This is a genomic window from Flavobacterium salmonis, from assembly GCF_903819435.1.
GTDB classification, from domain to species: domain Bacteria; phylum Bacteroidota; class Bacteroidia; order Flavobacteriales; family Flavobacteriaceae; genus Flavobacterium; species Flavobacterium chungangense.
On sequence record NZ_CAIJDP010000049.1, the window covers coordinates 61,505 to 76,245 of the forward strand.

Annotated in this window: 17 protein-coding genes; 13 read left to right on the plus strand and 4 right to left on the minus strand. The window is 38.4% G+C overall.

Annotated features, from left to right (window positions below; all coding sequences use genetic code 11):
* Window positions 1-2: 2 nt before the first annotated feature.
* Genes FLACHUCJ7_RS01535 through FLACHUCJ7_RS01550 form a run of 4 tightly spaced genes read right to left on the minus strand, consistent with a single transcriptional unit; the run spans window position 3 to window position 4,052 of the window.
* Entirely contained in the window at window positions 3-1,256 is a 1,254-nt protein-coding gene (locus tag FLACHUCJ7_RS01535; protein ID WP_180907670.1) for a restriction endonuclease subunit S, read from the minus strand.
* The gene (locus tag FLACHUCJ7_RS01540; protein WP_180907671.1) at window positions 1,253-2,800 is read right to left on the minus strand and encodes a type I restriction-modification system subunit M; all 1,548 of its coding nucleotides are present in this window, start codon (window positions 2,798-2,800) and stop codon (window positions 1,253-1,255) included. Before FLACHUCJ7_RS01540 ends, FLACHUCJ7_RS01535 begins: the two co-directional genes overlap by 4 nt.
* 48 nt (window positions 2,801-2,848) lie before the next feature.
* The gene (locus FLACHUCJ7_RS01545; protein ID WP_078225673.1) at window positions 2,849-3,538 is read right to left on the minus strand and encodes a nucleotidyl transferase AbiEii/AbiGii toxin family protein; all 690 of its coding nucleotides are present in this window, start codon (window positions 3,536-3,538) and stop codon (window positions 2,849-2,851) included.
* Window positions 3,531-4,052 (minus strand): hypothetical protein, encoded by a 522-nt coding sequence (locus FLACHUCJ7_RS01550; protein WP_180907673.1) that lies wholly within the window; start codon window positions 4,050-4,052, stop codon window positions 3,531-3,533. Before FLACHUCJ7_RS01550 ends, FLACHUCJ7_RS01545 begins: the two co-directional genes overlap by 8 nt.
* Window positions 4,053-4,325: 273 nt before the next feature.
* Here FLACHUCJ7_RS01550 and FLACHUCJ7_RS01555 point away from each other — a divergent pair, with 273 nt between their 5' ends.
* The 13 genes from FLACHUCJ7_RS01555 to FLACHUCJ7_RS01615 all read left to right on the plus strand — a co-directional run bounded on the left by FLACHUCJ7_RS01555 (window position 4,326) and on the right by FLACHUCJ7_RS01615 (window position 14,682).
* The gene (locus tag FLACHUCJ7_RS01555; RefSeq protein ID WP_180907674.1) at window positions 4,326-4,631 is read left to right on the plus strand and encodes a DUF4134 domain-containing protein; all 306 of its coding nucleotides are present in this window, start codon (window positions 4,326-4,328) and stop codon (window positions 4,629-4,631) included.
* An 11-nt stretch (window positions 4,632-4,642) separates the two neighbouring features.
* Window positions 4,643-4,972: a DUF4133 domain-containing protein gene (locus FLACHUCJ7_RS01560; RefSeq protein WP_180907675.1), complete on the plus strand. Its 330-nt coding sequence runs from the start codon at window positions 4,643-4,645 to the stop codon at window positions 4,970-4,972.
* The gene (locus FLACHUCJ7_RS01565) at window positions 4,969-7,473 is read left to right on the plus strand and encodes a TraG family conjugative transposon ATPase (protein WP_180907676.1); all 2,505 of its coding nucleotides are present in this window, start codon (window positions 4,969-4,971) and stop codon (window positions 7,471-7,473) included. Before FLACHUCJ7_RS01560 ends, FLACHUCJ7_RS01565 begins: the two co-directional genes overlap by 4 nt.
* Before the next feature lie 122 nt (window positions 7,474-7,595).
* Entirely contained in the window at window positions 7,596-8,210 is a 615-nt protein-coding gene (locus FLACHUCJ7_RS01570; protein WP_180907688.1) for a DUF4141 domain-containing protein, read from the plus strand.
* 2 nt (window positions 8,211-8,212) lie between these two features.
* Complete coding sequence (gene traJ / locus FLACHUCJ7_RS01575) at window positions 8,213-9,208, plus strand: conjugative transposon protein TraJ (protein WP_180907677.1); 996 nt, start codon at window positions 8,213-8,215, stop codon at window positions 9,206-9,208.
* 21 nt (window positions 9,209-9,229) lie between these two features.
* Entirely contained in the window at window positions 9,230-9,853 is a 624-nt protein-coding gene (gene traK, locus FLACHUCJ7_RS01580; protein WP_180907678.1) for a conjugative transposon protein TraK, read from the plus strand.
* Between the two features lie 11 nt (window positions 9,854-9,864).
* Entirely contained in the window at window positions 9,865-10,152 is a 288-nt protein-coding gene (locus tag FLACHUCJ7_RS01585; RefSeq protein ID WP_180907679.1) for a nitrogen regulatory IIA protein, read from the plus strand.
* Window positions 10,139-11,476 (plus strand): conjugative transposon protein TraM, encoded by a 1,338-nt coding sequence (gene traM / locus FLACHUCJ7_RS01590; RefSeq protein ID WP_180907680.1) that lies wholly within the window; start codon window positions 10,139-10,141, stop codon window positions 11,474-11,476. The genes FLACHUCJ7_RS01585 and traM overlap by 14 nt, the downstream gene beginning before the upstream one ends.
* 24 nt (window positions 11,477-11,500) lie before the next feature.
* Window positions 11,501-12,400 (plus strand): conjugative transposon protein TraN, encoded by a 900-nt coding sequence (traN, locus tag FLACHUCJ7_RS01595; RefSeq protein WP_180907681.1) that lies wholly within the window; start codon window positions 11,501-11,503, stop codon window positions 12,398-12,400.
* A 21-nt stretch (window positions 12,401-12,421) separates the two neighbouring features.
* Window positions 12,422-12,982: a conjugal transfer protein TraO gene (locus FLACHUCJ7_RS01600; RefSeq protein ID WP_180907682.1), complete on the plus strand. Its 561-nt coding sequence runs from the start codon at window positions 12,422-12,424 to the stop codon at window positions 12,980-12,982.
* A gap of 12 nt (window positions 12,983-12,994) precedes the next feature.
* The gene (locus tag FLACHUCJ7_RS01605) at window positions 12,995-13,444 is read left to right on the plus strand and encodes a DUF3872 domain-containing protein (RefSeq protein WP_180907683.1); all 450 of its coding nucleotides are present in this window, start codon (window positions 12,995-12,997) and stop codon (window positions 13,442-13,444) included.
* Between the two features lie 110 nt (window positions 13,445-13,554).
* Entirely contained in the window at window positions 13,555-13,836 is a 282-nt protein-coding gene (locus FLACHUCJ7_RS01610; protein WP_180907684.1) for a molybdenum ABC transporter permease, read from the plus strand.
* An 84-nt stretch (window positions 13,837-13,920) separates the two neighbouring features.
* A complete protein-coding gene (locus tag FLACHUCJ7_RS01615; protein WP_180907685.1) occupies window positions 13,921-14,682 on the plus strand; it encodes a hypothetical protein in 762 nt (253 codons plus the stop codon).
* Window positions 14,683-14,741: the final 59 nt, after the last annotated feature.

Genomic DNA, 14,741 nt, shown 5'->3' on the forward strand with positions numbered 1-14,741 from the left:
TATTATTCTAAATTATCTTTTGGGAATGTTAACAACAAATCTCTGTAATACTCATATTGTTTTTTTCTTAACGCTATTTCTTTTGGTAAGCCTTCGCTTATAGAATTAGTTAAAATGTCAAATTTGTCTAAAATGGCTACTATTCGTTCCTGTTCTTCTTTGGAAGGAACTGGAATTATTGCTTTACCTAAACCTTTTGCATTAATAGCAGAAATTTTACCGGACGAAATGTGTTTTTTAATTTGATCATGGAATTGTTTGGTGCGTGTAAAATAAGCAACAAACTTTGGGTTTAATGTCGTTTTATAAGAAAAACAAGCATCGTGAACTACTACACCTTCGTCACCTAACCAAGCCGTTCCCATGCCGATATCTTCGATAGTTTCACCTGCTGCTACTATGACAACATCACCTTTATTGGCAACTCGTAGATTTTTATTTTTAACTAGTTCTTCACTCAAAAAGGATTTCGTTTTATCTGCCCAAGTTCCATAATGTGTGTACATCTCGCCATAATGAATAACGGGAACTCCTTCTGAAATTAAATCAGTTTTTACAAAGCGTTTACCCCTTTGAAACACTCCAATACTTTCATCATCCATTGGTAAATGTTGTACTTTATTTTTATCAAAGTAGTACAATTTCTCTATATAATAACTATATTGCATTTTTCGTGCTGTAAGCTCTGCTGTAAGCTCTGCTGTAAGCTCTGTAAAAGAATCGAGAATTGCAACTATTTTTTGTTGAATTTCTAATGATTTTTTTGGATTATTTGGGCACGGAATAGGGATAAGTAAAGCTTTTATAATATCCGCATTTAAGTTACTTACAGAACTACTATTTATCTTTGTTAACCAATAATTTTGAACAATATCAGATGAAAGATAATGAAATATGTAATCAGTGTTCAGTTCATCTTCAAAATTACTAATTGATGCCCAGCCATCATGAATTGCTCCATCAATATTAAGTATATAAGGTCGTCCAAAACTCATCGAATTAGACATAATTAAATCACCTTTTTTTAATATTCTTGATTTTTCGGCTCCTTCGTGTGTTATTTTTTGTTTAGTTTGACTAACATATTTTGAATTAGGCAGAGTGTCGCCTATTTTTATCCAAGGAACACCATTTTGATTATCAGTAATAAACTTTGATATAGGACGCGGCGAAGCACCTCTTTGGATTTTAGACACATCCCCCAAAGGTTTCCATTCCACGGTAACACCGTTTAATAATTTTTCTAAATAACTCATGCTTCAATTTCGTTTATAATGGCATTAATATCTGCACGGAGTTTATCTATTTTTATTACTGTTTTGGTAACTGCTGCGTTCAATTCAGCTATGTTAGTTTTCTCTTGGTTGTTTTTCGGTTCTACATAGGAACTTACAGATAAATTATAATCGTTTTCAGCAATTTTAGTATTGTCAATAGATTTTGCAACATGTTCTACATCAACTTTACTATCAAATAACTCCATTATTTTTTCAATATGTGCATCGGTCATCATATTGTTGTTGGTCACCTTCTTGAAGAAATCTTCGCCACTTGCATCAATAAATTGCGTTGTATTATCTGTCTTATGTTTTGAAAGTACCAGAATTGTTACCGCTATAGAAGTTCCATAAAACAAATTGGGTGCTACTGAGATTATGGTTTCTACAAAGTTATTATCCACTAAGTACTTTCTAATTTTTTGTTCGGCACCACCACGATAAAAAATACCTGGAAAACAAACTAAGGCTGCACGTCCTTTACTGGAAAGATAACTAAGAGCATGAAGGACAAATGCAAAATCTGCTTTTGATTTAGGAGCTAGTACACCAGCAGGTGCAAAACGGTCATCATTTATAAGTGTTGGATCATCATCTCCAACCCATTTTACCGAATAAGGCGGATTTGAAACAATGGCATCAAAAGGTTTGTCATCAATAAAGTGAGGATGATGAAGCGTATCTCCTAAAGCTATATTAAACTTGTCGTAATTGATGTTATGTAAAAACATGTTCATACGTGCCAAATTATAGGTGGTATGGTTTATTTCTTGACCAAAAAATCCTTCCTCAATGATATGCGCATCGAAGTGTTTTTTGGCTTGAAGCAGTAAAGAGCCAGAACCTGCCGCAGGATCATAAATTTTATTCACTTTTTCTTGTTTGTGCATTGCCAATTGTGCAATTAGCTTTGACACATGCACGGGTGTAAAAAACTCACCACCAGATTTTCCTGCATTGGCTGCATAATTGCCAATAAGAAATTCATAGGCATCACCAAAAAGGTCTATTTCGTTGTCTTCAAAATTACCAAAATTTAATTCCTCAACACCTTTCAAAACAGAAGCTAAACGGCTGTTTTTACTTTCAACGGTATTACCTAATCTTGAACTAGTGGTGTCAAAATCGGCGAATAATCCTTTTATATCTTCTTCCGATGGATACCCATTTGCGGAACTTTCAATTGATACAAAAATGGCTTTTAAATCTGTATTCAGGTTTGGATTTGTATTGGCAGTTTTAGCAATATTTACAAAAAGTTGGCTAGGATAGATAAAATATCCTTTTGATTTTATTGCATCATCTTTTATTTCTGGTGTTATTACCTCGTCTAATAAATTTAGATAGTCAACGCTATCATCTCCACCTTCTATATATTTTGTGAAATTTTCGCTAATAAATCTATAGAAAAGTGCTCCCAAGACAAAGTGCTTGAAATCCCATCCATCAACCGATCCTCTTACTTCATTGGCAATTTTCCAAATTTTAGCTTGTAATTCAGCTCTTTGTATTATACTTGTCATTATTTTTATTTTTGTAAATCTTTATTTTTAAGTATTCTTTATTAACTTTCAACGTGTAATTATTTCTATTTTCTCCATTAACATTTGAAATCGTTCCTCTCTAATTAACGGATGGATGTGCATGGCTAAAATTTCGTTTGCTTGTGGATGGTTTTTAATAGTTGTAAGTTCTTGCTTTATGTATTGTTTCAAATCCTCTTCGCTTGCGAGGATTTCTTCGACTATTGTTGTTCTATTGTCAATCAAATAAATGATGTCTTCGTAGTCGTGGCTTCCGTAAAAGTCATTTTGTCCTCGGTCTTTAAATGCTTCTAATTTGGTAGCCAGAAAATAAGGGGATGGTAATACGTTGATCTTAATTCCTTCGGGCAATTCTATTTGTTGCAGGTGTTTGAATCCAGGTTTGTACCATTTATTGGATATACCAATGCTACTATCGTCAGCAGGCATAATGTCTATGGCGATATTTTCAAACTGATACGAACATATGGATTGTCCTTGAGGATCTGGATAAAAATTAAGTTCAGCTAATCGTTCTTGCATTCGTGTCCATTCATAATAATTCGCTAAATTAATGGTCATGTCTATGTCAGAAGTTGGACGAATTTCTTCAGCAGCTGGATCATCAGTATATAAACTAATTACTGCTCCTCCAATGAAGACCATCTTTTCATTTAATTCCTTTAAACCTTTCGCTACTTGAGCAACTAATGCTAGATTGATTATTTTATTATACATGCAGTATTCTTTTTTCTAATTCTCTTTTTGCCATTTCTTTTTCTCTTACTCTTCCCACTCTAATAGCATCAACTAAAGTTAACAATTCGTATAAATCGTTGTCTTTTAATGAAGCTGCTACGAGCGTAGGGTATAAAGGTTCTATTGCTTGACCACGGTCTAATCCTTTTGCATAAGGCCAAACATATTTATCAGTTGCTTGAATTATTTTATTTAAAGGCTCTGCTGAATGAGCTGTTAGCATTCCTCTAACTAATGCTCCTGGTTGTTGCGGAAAAGCATAACCTACACCATGAATTAAAAATTCGTTAAAAGCAATTTTGTTCACTTTTTTTCTGGCATCATCAATTAGTCCTGCATATTTGGAACGATTTAAAGACTGGCTTACTTCCGATTGACTCATCCCTAATTCCTGAGCAATAGTATGGTGAAACCAAGATTTTTCACCTAGTGCAATTATTTTTAACAGAATTACAATGTCTTGCGGTTTAAGATTGTTTTTTGCTTGTGTCATTCTAATATTTCATATTGCGATATGCAATATTAATTATAAAATATAGAATAAGCAAATTTTTTAAATCCCTTATATTGCATATTGCGATTTTCGATATACAAATATTTGGTTGCTGAATTTTAGTGATTATTATAATCCTAAAGTAAAATGCCATCCACAGCCAAACAATTCCTCTTACTGCCACTTTCTTATCCCACCTCAATTTCTGAAACACCTTTGTCCCGAAAGTCCGCAAAGTGCGGAAAAAGAGTAACAAATTAATGTGTTTCAATTATGGAAAAACAAAGAAAAAAAGTTTTGTTGACAGCCGTGGCTATGCTGTCAGGAATTGGTGCATTCGCACAAGGAAACGGCACGGCTGGCATCAACGAGGCTACCCAAATGGTAACGTCCTATTTCGAACCCGCAACCCAATTAATTTACGCCATCGGTGCGGTGGTCGGGTTAATCGGAGGTGTTAAGGTGTACAATAAATTCAGTTCGGGCGACCCCGATACGAGCAAAACAGCGGCATCGTGGTTCGGTGCGTGTATCTTCTTGATCGTTGCGGCGACTGTTCTGCGTTCATTCTTCCTTTAATCTTTTGCCTTATGAATTACAATATCAACAAAGGCATAGGAAGAACGGTGGAATTTAAAGGACTGAAAGCACAATACCTGTTCATTTTCGCAGGTGGACTGCTTGGTACGCTAATTCTCGTGATGATACTGTATATGGCTGGCGTAAACTCTTACGTCTGCCTATTCATCGGGGCGGGCGGTGCATCGCTGATTGTATGGCAGACCTTTTCACTGAACAAAAAGTACGGTGAACACGGACTAATGAAAATCGGGGCAGGAAAAAAACATCCCCGATACATCATTTGTCGCAAGCCTGTAAACCGCTATTTAAAATTCACTCCAAAATCGAATGCTCTATGAGAAACGTATCAAAGACAACAACGCTGGAAAACAAATTTCCTTTGTTGGCAGTAGAAAACAACTGCATCCTTTCTAAAGATGCAGACATTACCGCCTGCTTTGAAGTTCGTTTACCGGAACTGTTTACGGTAGCTTCTGCGGAATATGAAGCCATTCATTCCGCTTGGCACAAGGCTATCAAAACTTTGCCCGATTTTACGGTTGTTCACAAACAGGATTGGTACATCAAGGAAAACTATGCCCCCGATTTGGCAAAGGAAGACCAAAGTTTTTTGGCTAAATCCTACCAACGCCATTTTAATGAGCGACCGTTTCTAAACCATTATTGTTACCTGTTCCTGACCAAGACCACTAAGGAAAGAATGCGGATGCAAAGCAACTTTAGTTCGCTTTGCAAAGGTACGCTGATACCAAAGGAAATCAGGAACAAGGAAACGATACACCGTTTTATGGAAGCCGTTGCACAGTTTGAACGTATCGTGAACGATAGCGGATTTGTAAGCCTGAAACGATTGACGGAAGATGAAATCATCGGAACGGACGATAAACAGGGATTACTAGAACAATACCTTACATTGTCGAGGGAAGCAGGAACACCGATGCAGGACATCGCTTTAGGAAGTGAAGAAGTCCGCATCGGAAACAAAAGGTTGAGCCTGCACACCTTGTCCGATACAGACGATTTGCCAGGAACGGTATCGGCTGATACCCGTTTTGAAAAACTATCTACCGACCGGAGCGACTGCCGTTTGTCGTTCGCTTCACCTGTTGGATTGCTGTTAAGCTGTAACCACATTTACAACCAATATTTATTCTTGGATAACAGTGAAACTAATCTCCAAAAGTTTGAGAAGTCCGCAAGGAATATGCACTCTTTGGCTCGGTACAGTCGGGCAAACCAAATCAATAAAGAGTGGATAGAAAAATACCTGAACGAAGCACATTCGTTCGGTCTTTCTTCCATAAGGGCACACTTCAACATTATGGCGTGGTCGGAAGATCCGACAGAACTGAAACAGTTGAAGAACGATTGTGGTAGTGCATTGGCACTAATGGAATGTAAGCCCAGACACAACACTACGGATGTAGCCACTTTGTATTGGGCAGGAATGCCGGGCAATGCTGGCGATTTTCCGAGTGAGGAAAGTTTTTACACTTTTATAGAGCCTGCATTGTGTTTCTTCACCGAAGAAACCAACTACCACAATTCGCCTTCGCCATTCGGCATCAAAATGGCTGACCGCCTGACCGGAAAGCCTATCCATTTGGATATATCGGATTTACCTATGAAACGTGGGATTATCACGAACCGCAACAAGTTCATACTTGGTCCGTCAGGTTCGGGAAAATCTTTCTTCACAAACCATATGGTTAGGCAGTATTACGAGCAGGGTGCACACGTGCTGTTGGTGGATACAGGTAATAGTTATCAGGGATTATGTGAACTCATCAAGGGAAAAACCAAAGGCGAAGACGGCGTTTACTTCACTTATACAGAAGACAACCCGATTGCCTTTAACCCTTTCTATACCGATGATGGCGTGTTTGATATTGAGAAGCGTGAAAGTGTCAAGACTTTGATACTGACACTCTGGAAACGTGATGATGAACCGCCAACTCGCTCAGAAGAAGTGGCGTTGTCTAATGCCGTAAGCGGTTACATCGACCGTATTAAACAGCACAGCGAATTTCCTTCCTTCAATGGTTTTTATGAATATGTAAAAGGAGATTACCGCAAGGTATTGGAAGAAAAACAAGTTCGTGAAAAAGACTTTGACATAGCCAATTTCCTTAATGTATTGGAACCTTATTACAAAGGTGGTGAGTATGATTATCTGTTGAACTCCGATAAGCAGTTAGACCTGCTTTCCAAACGTTTTATCGTGTTTGAGATTGATGCGATTAAAGACCACAAAATCCTTTTTCCCATCGTGACCATCATCATTATGGAAGTCTTCATTAACAAGATGAGAAGATTAAAAGGTATCCGTAAACTCATACTGATTGAGGAAGCGTGGAAAGCGATTGCTAAAGAAGGTATGGCAGAATACATAAAATATTTATTTAAAACCGTCAGAAAATATTTTGGTGAAGCGATTGTCGTAACGCAGGAGGTGGATGATATTATTCAGTCGCCCATTGTCAAAGAAAGTATCATCAATAATTCCGACTGCAAAATTTTGCTTGACCAACGCAAGTATATGAACAAATTCGATGACATACAGGCAATGTTGGGGCTTACGGATAAGGAAAAAGCGCAGGTACTTTCTATCAATATGAACAACGATGCAAGCCGACTCTACAAAGAGGTTTGGATAGGTTTAGGTGGTACGCACTCGGCAGTTTATGCCACCGAAGTTAGTTTGGAGGAATATCTCGCATACACCACCGAAGAAACCGAAAAACTGGAAGTGATGCAATTAGCTTCTGAATTGGACGGCAACGTAGAACTCGCCATTAAACATATCGCAATGGAAAGGCGGGACAAAGAAAATCAATAGTCATTAACATTTTAAAATTCAAGAAAATGAAATCAAAGATTATTTCATCCGTTCGCCTTACAGGCTCGGGTCACGAACACAAAAATCAAATAAAGATGAATGTGAGTAAAAAAATTCTTTTTATGGTATGTACTGCACTAATGCTTGCTGTATCACCGTCAGTCAAAGCCCAATGGGTTGTTACAGACCCTACCAACCTGGCTTCAGGTATTCTTAATAGTGCCAATGAAATTATACAAACTTCCTCCACGGTATCGAATGTTATTAAAAATTTCAAGGAAGTGGAAAAGGTATATAAGCAGGGCAAGGAGTATTACGACAAGCTACAAGCTGTAAATAATCTCGTAAAAGATGCCCGTAAGGTACAGCAGACCGTACTGCTTGTAGGCGACGTATCCGAAATATATGTACAGAATTTCGGTAAGATGATGAACGACCCAAACTTTTCTGCACAGGAATTAGTAGCTATCGCCAATGGCTATTCGGCACTATTGAATGAAAGTACCGAATTGCTGAAAGAACTCAAACAGATTGTAAGCTCTTCAAGCCTTTCGCTGAACGACAAAGAGCGTATGGATATTATTGATAGAGTGTACAAAGAAGTAAAAGAATACCACAGTTTGGTACGCTACTATACCAATAAGAATATCTCCGTGAGCTTTTTGAGAGCAAAAAAACAGAACAATACCAAAAGAGTGCTTGACCTCTATGGGACTTCCAACCAAAAATACTGGTAGTTATGGAATTTCAAAATCTTCACGAAGTCCTACGCTCATTATATGATGAGATGCTTCCACTGTCTGCCGATATGGCGGCAGTGGCTAAAGGAGTAGCAGGTTTGGGAGCTTTGTTCTATGTCGCCATAAAAGTATGGCAGGCTTTGAGCAGAGCTGAACCCATTGATGTGTATCCTTTGCTCCGTCCGTTTGCTTTGGGGATTTGCATTATGTTTTTTCCAACTATGGTATTGGGAACAATCAATGCCGTGTTAAGTCCAGTAGTACAAGGCACACACACAATCCTCGAAAATCAGGTGCTTGACCTCAACGATTTACAGGCTAAAAAAGACCTGTTGGAAAGGGAAGCGATGTTACGAAATCCCGAGACGGCTTATCTCGCTTCTGATGAAGAATTTGACAAAAAGCTCGAAGAATTGGGCTGGTCGCCCTCTGATTTGGTAACAATGTCTGGAATGTATATGGAACGTGGTATGTACAGTATGGAACAGACTGTAAAGAATTGGTTTCGCAATCTATTAGAGGTATTATTTCAGGCATCAGCTTTGGTTATTGATACCATACGGACGTTCTTTCTAATTGTTCTGTCCATACTCGGACCAATAGCTTTTGCGATAAGCGTGTGGGATGGTTTTCAGGCTACACTCACACAATGGCTAACACGATACATCAGCGTTTACCTATGGTTGCCCGTGGCAGACCTGTTCAGCTGTATGCTTGCCAAAATACAATCCCTCATTGTTGAAAGAGATATAAAAATGCTTGCCGACCCAACCTATATCCCCGACACATCCAATACTGTGTACATCATCTTTATGATTATCGGTATCGTGGGTTATTTCACTATCCCGACCGTAACAGGCTGGATAATTCAGGCAGGCGGTGCAGGAAACTTTACCCGTAACGTAAACCAAACGGCAATGAAATCAGGCAATATCGCTGGAGCTGGAGCTGGTTCGACAGTTGGAAATATCGGTGGCAAATTAATGGGAAAATAAAAACAATCAAATCATTTAAAAATGGAATTTAAAACACTCAGAAATATCGAAAACAGTTTTAGGCAGATACGGCTGTATGCCATTTTATTTGCCACACTCTGCCTAAGCGTGGCAGGATTTTCAATATGGAAATCGTACAGCTTTGCAGACGAACAACGCCAAAAAATCTATGTGCTGGATAATGGAAAATCGTTGATGCTTGCTTTATCGCAAGATGCAAGCATCAACCGACCTGTGGAAGCAAGGGAACACGTAAGACGTTTTCACGAGCTTTTCTTTACGCTTGCTCCCGACAAGAATGCTATCGAAAGTAATATGAGCAGGGCATTCAACCTTGCCGATAAAAGTGCTTTTGACTATTACAAAGACTTGTCGGAAAAGGGTTATTACAACAGAATTATTTCTGGTAATGTTCAGCAACGCATCGAGGTCGATAGTGTGGTATGCAATTTCGACACCTATCCTTATGCAGTACGAACCTATGCCAAACAATTCATCATCCGTTCAAGCAATGTAACCAGACGTAACCTGATTACTTCCTGCTATCTCGTGAACTCTGTTCGTTCGGACAACAACCCGCAGGGCTTCAATATTGAAAAGTTTGCGGTGATTGAAAATAAGGATATAGAAGTCATTGAACGTTAAAAGCTAACGATATGAAAAAAATAAGGAAAAATATGGACAAGTACTTTGATAAACTGGATGAACGTTGGCGGGCATTGTCCTTGCGAAAACAGCACCAATACACGTTTTATTTTTTTGTGGGGTATCTGTTGCTTACCGTAGGTGTCATTTTCAAAGTATGGTACGATACCTCAAAGACAAGTAACGATATGGTCATCAAACATATCGAAAATCCTGTCCTCAAACAAAATGAAAGTCCTGCAAGATTGCAGGACACAGTATTAACAATTCTAAAAAATAAGATTTATGAAAGAGAATGAAACAAAAAAAACGGTAGTTCGGGTAACAGAAGGTAGTCCGAATGAAACCACTGATGTATTGCAAGACGGTACACAGAACAAAGCCGAAAAACTCAAAAAGCCACTGATATTCGTTTTAATGGGTATCGTGTTTCTCGGCTGTATGTACCTGATATTTAAACCATCTTCCGACAAAAAGGAAATTGAAAATATCGGATTGAATGATGCAGTACCAGAGGCTACCGGAGCAGGAATGCCTGCCGACAAAGGCAAGGCGTATGAGCAGGAAATGCTCGAACGCAAAGAGCAGGAAAAGCGTAATGCTTTATCTACACTTTCTGACTATTGGAATACCGAAGAAAAAGAAAAACCGATTGATGAACAACTTCCTGAAGAAGAAGAAAGCAGCAGCTATGGCGGTGGCAGAAGTTCGGGAAGAAACGGCAATCCTGCATTAAGCAGTTACCGCAATGCACAAAGCACATTAGGTTCATTTTATCAGGATAACAACTCGGAAACAACAGAACTCCGTAAGCAATTGGACGAGCTGAAAGAAAAGCTGGCTGAAAAAGAGGTGCCTAAATCTGTAACCGTTGATGACCAGCTTGCCCTAATGGAGAAATCCTATCAGATGGTGGCAAAGTATCTGCCAACGGATACAAATTCGACAGAAGCTCCACCTGTTAAAATTGCAGGTACAGCTACGAAAGGTTCAACTCAAAAAGAACATTTTGTAGCGTTTACGCCCACAAAGAAAAACACCATATCAGCATTGTACCGTGAGCCTACCGACAGTGTTTTTTCCGCCAATTGGAGCGAAACAAGAAACCGAGGATTCTACACTGCTGGTTCTATTAAGAAAGCGGTACAACCGAAAAACAGCATCAAAGCCTGTGTACACGAGGCACAAACAGTTATCGGCGAAACGGGAGTAAGACTACGATTGTTAGAGCCTGCCCAAACGTCTATGTGTACCATTCCGGAAGGAACGATTATAACGGCTAATGCCAAACTTGAGGGAGGACGTTTACAACTCAAAGTTGCTTCCATAGAACTGGACGGAAACATATTCCCAGTTGATATTACAATTTATGATCTGGACGGTCAGCCAGGATTGTACGTTCCTTATTCGCCAGAAATGAATGCCCTTACTGAAATGGCAGGTAATATGAGCCAGCAATCCGGGACGAGCCTGATGCTTACCCAATCAGCAGGACAACAGGTTGCCTCTGATTTGACCCGTGGTGTAGTACAGGGCATCTCGGGCTATTTCTCTAAAAAAGTGAAGACACCGAAAGTTACCCTAAAGGCAGGTCATCAGGTCTTCCTTGTATCCAAACAATAATGTTGAACTCAAATAAATAAAACAATGAAAAATCTTTTTAGAACATTCTGGGCATCTGCCCTGACCATCGGCTATGCCGTAACCTCTTTCGCACAGGACAGTGCAAATGCAAAAACGCCTCTTGCTTTAGGCAAGATAGAACCGTACTGTATGGAAGTTACTTATGACAAGACTTCGCATCTGATTTTTCCAACCGCTATCCGCTATGTGGATTTGGGAAGCGAATACCTGATTGCAGGAAAAGCGGAAGATGCAGAAAATGTATTGCGTGTAAAAGCATCAGTAAGGGATTTTTCAGAGGAAACCAATTTTTCTGTGATTACCAATGACGGACGTTTTTACAGCTTCAATGTGCATTACAGTTCCTGTCCCGAAGCCTTGAGCTATAACCTGCTGACAATGCAAAAGGAAGTGGATAAAGCCAACGGAAACGATATTCTTTTTGAAGAATTGGGCAATAATTCTCCTTCATTGGCAGGATTGCTTTTGGAAACCATTTACAAGAACAATAAACGTATTGTAAAGCATATCGGAGCTAAAAGTTTCGGTATTCAGTTTATGCTCAAAGGGATTTACATACACAACGGCAAATACTATTTCCACACGGAAGTAAGCAACCGTACCAATGTGCCTTTCGAGATTGACTTTGTCAATTTCAAAGTAGTGGATAAGAAAGTAGCCAAACGCACCGTAGTACAGGAACGCCCGCTCATACCACTTAGGACTTACAAACCATTGGACAGAATTAGTGGAAAAACCACTGACCAAAACGTATTTCTGTTAGACCAATTTACCATTGCCGATGATAAGGTATTATTGATTGAGATTTTCGAGAAAAACGGTGGCAGGCATCAAACGCTCCAGATAGAAAATTCCGATTTAATTAAAGCTCGTTTGATTGACGATATGCATCTGAAATTTTAATAACCTTTTAAAGCAAATAATATGAAAAAGTATATCTATACCGTGATGCTCGTTTTAATTGGCATCACATTCGCAGAGGCACAACGGATGTTGCCTAAACAAAAAGGATTGGAAGTAAATGTTGGGATATTGTCCGATGATAAAATCGGTAATGATTATTATATCAATGTAGCAATGACCTTAAACGGCAAAAACGGAAACTACCAACTTTGGGCGTTGGAATACACGCACCAATACCAAAATTATAAAGACCTCCGCATACCACAGGAAACCTATACTGCCGAGGGCGGTTACAGTTTTTTCCTCCTGGGCGATGCCCGTAAGAACATCACGCTTAACTTCGGAATAACAAGCGTAGTCGGTTATGAAAGTATTAATCGTGGCGAAGCACTATTGTATGACGGAGCAAAGATACTGAGTGAAGATAATTTAATCTTCGGAGCTGGCGGACGGCTCACATTTGAAACGTACCTGTCAGACCATTTTGTGTTAGTCCTGCAAGGACGTACAAAGGTCTTATGGGGTACGGATTTGGAACAATTTCGACCGTCAGCAGGTGTGGGATTAAGATTTAATTTTTAAAAACAGAAAGTAATGATAGCAATATTCAATAAATTCAGAATACGATTAAGCTCAATATATGTAATGCTGGCAATCCTCACAGCTTCGGTTTCTTTGGTATCTTGTAGCAAAGATGATGAACTCGAAATACAAAACGATTTCCCTTTTGAGGTCAAAGTAATGCCTATACCCAAAGAAGTTGCCAGTGGGCAGACGGTAGAAATACGCATTACCATACAGCGAACTGGGAATTACAGCAACACGCAATATTTTCTCCGCTATTTCCAATTTGACGGACAAGGTACATTGCGGTATTATGACGAACCGCCGTACCTGCCAAACGATTTATACCCGTTGCCTGTGGAGCAGTTCCGGTTGTATTATACTTCGGCTTCTTCCGTATCACAATCCATTGAGGTTTGGATTTCGGACAGTTTTGGAAACGAAAAGCAGTTGAGCTTTCAGTTCAGTAGTAGTGATTAAAAGCGATTTAAAAAAAACAAAACCGACTAAATTAGGTCGGTTTTTTGCTTTTCGACTTTCGATATAAGATGTTTTTGTTTAAATTTACTTGATTTATAATCTGAATAAGTATGGATGCAGTTACTTCTCAATTAGTGTTAGGTATTATTCCTCTCGTTACAGGAATAGGGGGTATCTATTGGATAAACCGTAGAAAATTTTACAGGCGTAATGCAGTTGGTGCAGAGGGATTTTCGAGCTTTGAAGCATCTGTATTTACCCGTTTTATAGAACGTATCGGTAAATGGATTGCCTACGCTTTGATTGTCATCGGTATTCTTTTTATTTGGTCATATACACAAATGAAAAAAGACAAGGAAAAGCAAAATATTGAGATACAAAAAACTCGATAATCAACACATTCATTCAAATTGCCACTTAAAATATTTGTATAATTTTGTCGTATCTTAAACAGCCCTGTGTAAAATATAATTTGAATGAAACTACGAATTGAGAATTGGATTGATAATAATAATTTTTCAGAAGATATAAATGTACTATTTACAGATGCTGTTACTTGCTATAAAGCTGGAGCGAATAGAGCCTCATTATTATTTTCATATTTAGCATTTCTGACGATACTGAAGGAAAGAATAATTGGAGGAACAAAACCGAACTTATTTGAACAAGGTCACTGGAACAATGTAATTGCAAAATTGCAAAATGAAGACTTATGGGAAGCAAGTGTATTTGATGCAACTCAACAACGAGAAAAAATTGACCAAGCAACAAAACAACGCACTAAAGACCCAATTTTCAACCTTAATGACAATCTACGATTACAAATAAAATATTGGAAAGATAGGCGGAATGATTGTGCTCACTACAAGGATAATATTATAGAAACTTTCCATACAGAGGCTTTTTGGGCATTTATAGAGAGTAATATGTCAAAAATAACAATAGAGGGCGGAATGCAATCTCTAATAAATAAAATTTACAAACATTTTGACCCAACTATTACTCCGCCAGACAAAGATATTACTCCATTAATTCAAGAAATTGAATTTTCAGTAGAAAGGTCAAAATTGAATTTTTTTTGGGAAACCTTGTTAAATAATGGAGAATGGGATTTTGATTTATCTAAAAGAAAGCAGGAACTAATTAATAAAAGTTTAGAAGTAAATAAAGATTTCGTAAACGATAGTTTGATTGCTATTGCAAATTCCGGTTATATTGATCACCCCATTCCGTTTTAAAGTGAGCACCTGATTCCAGTTCAAAATGACCACCTAATTCCGGTGCAAAGTGAGCACCT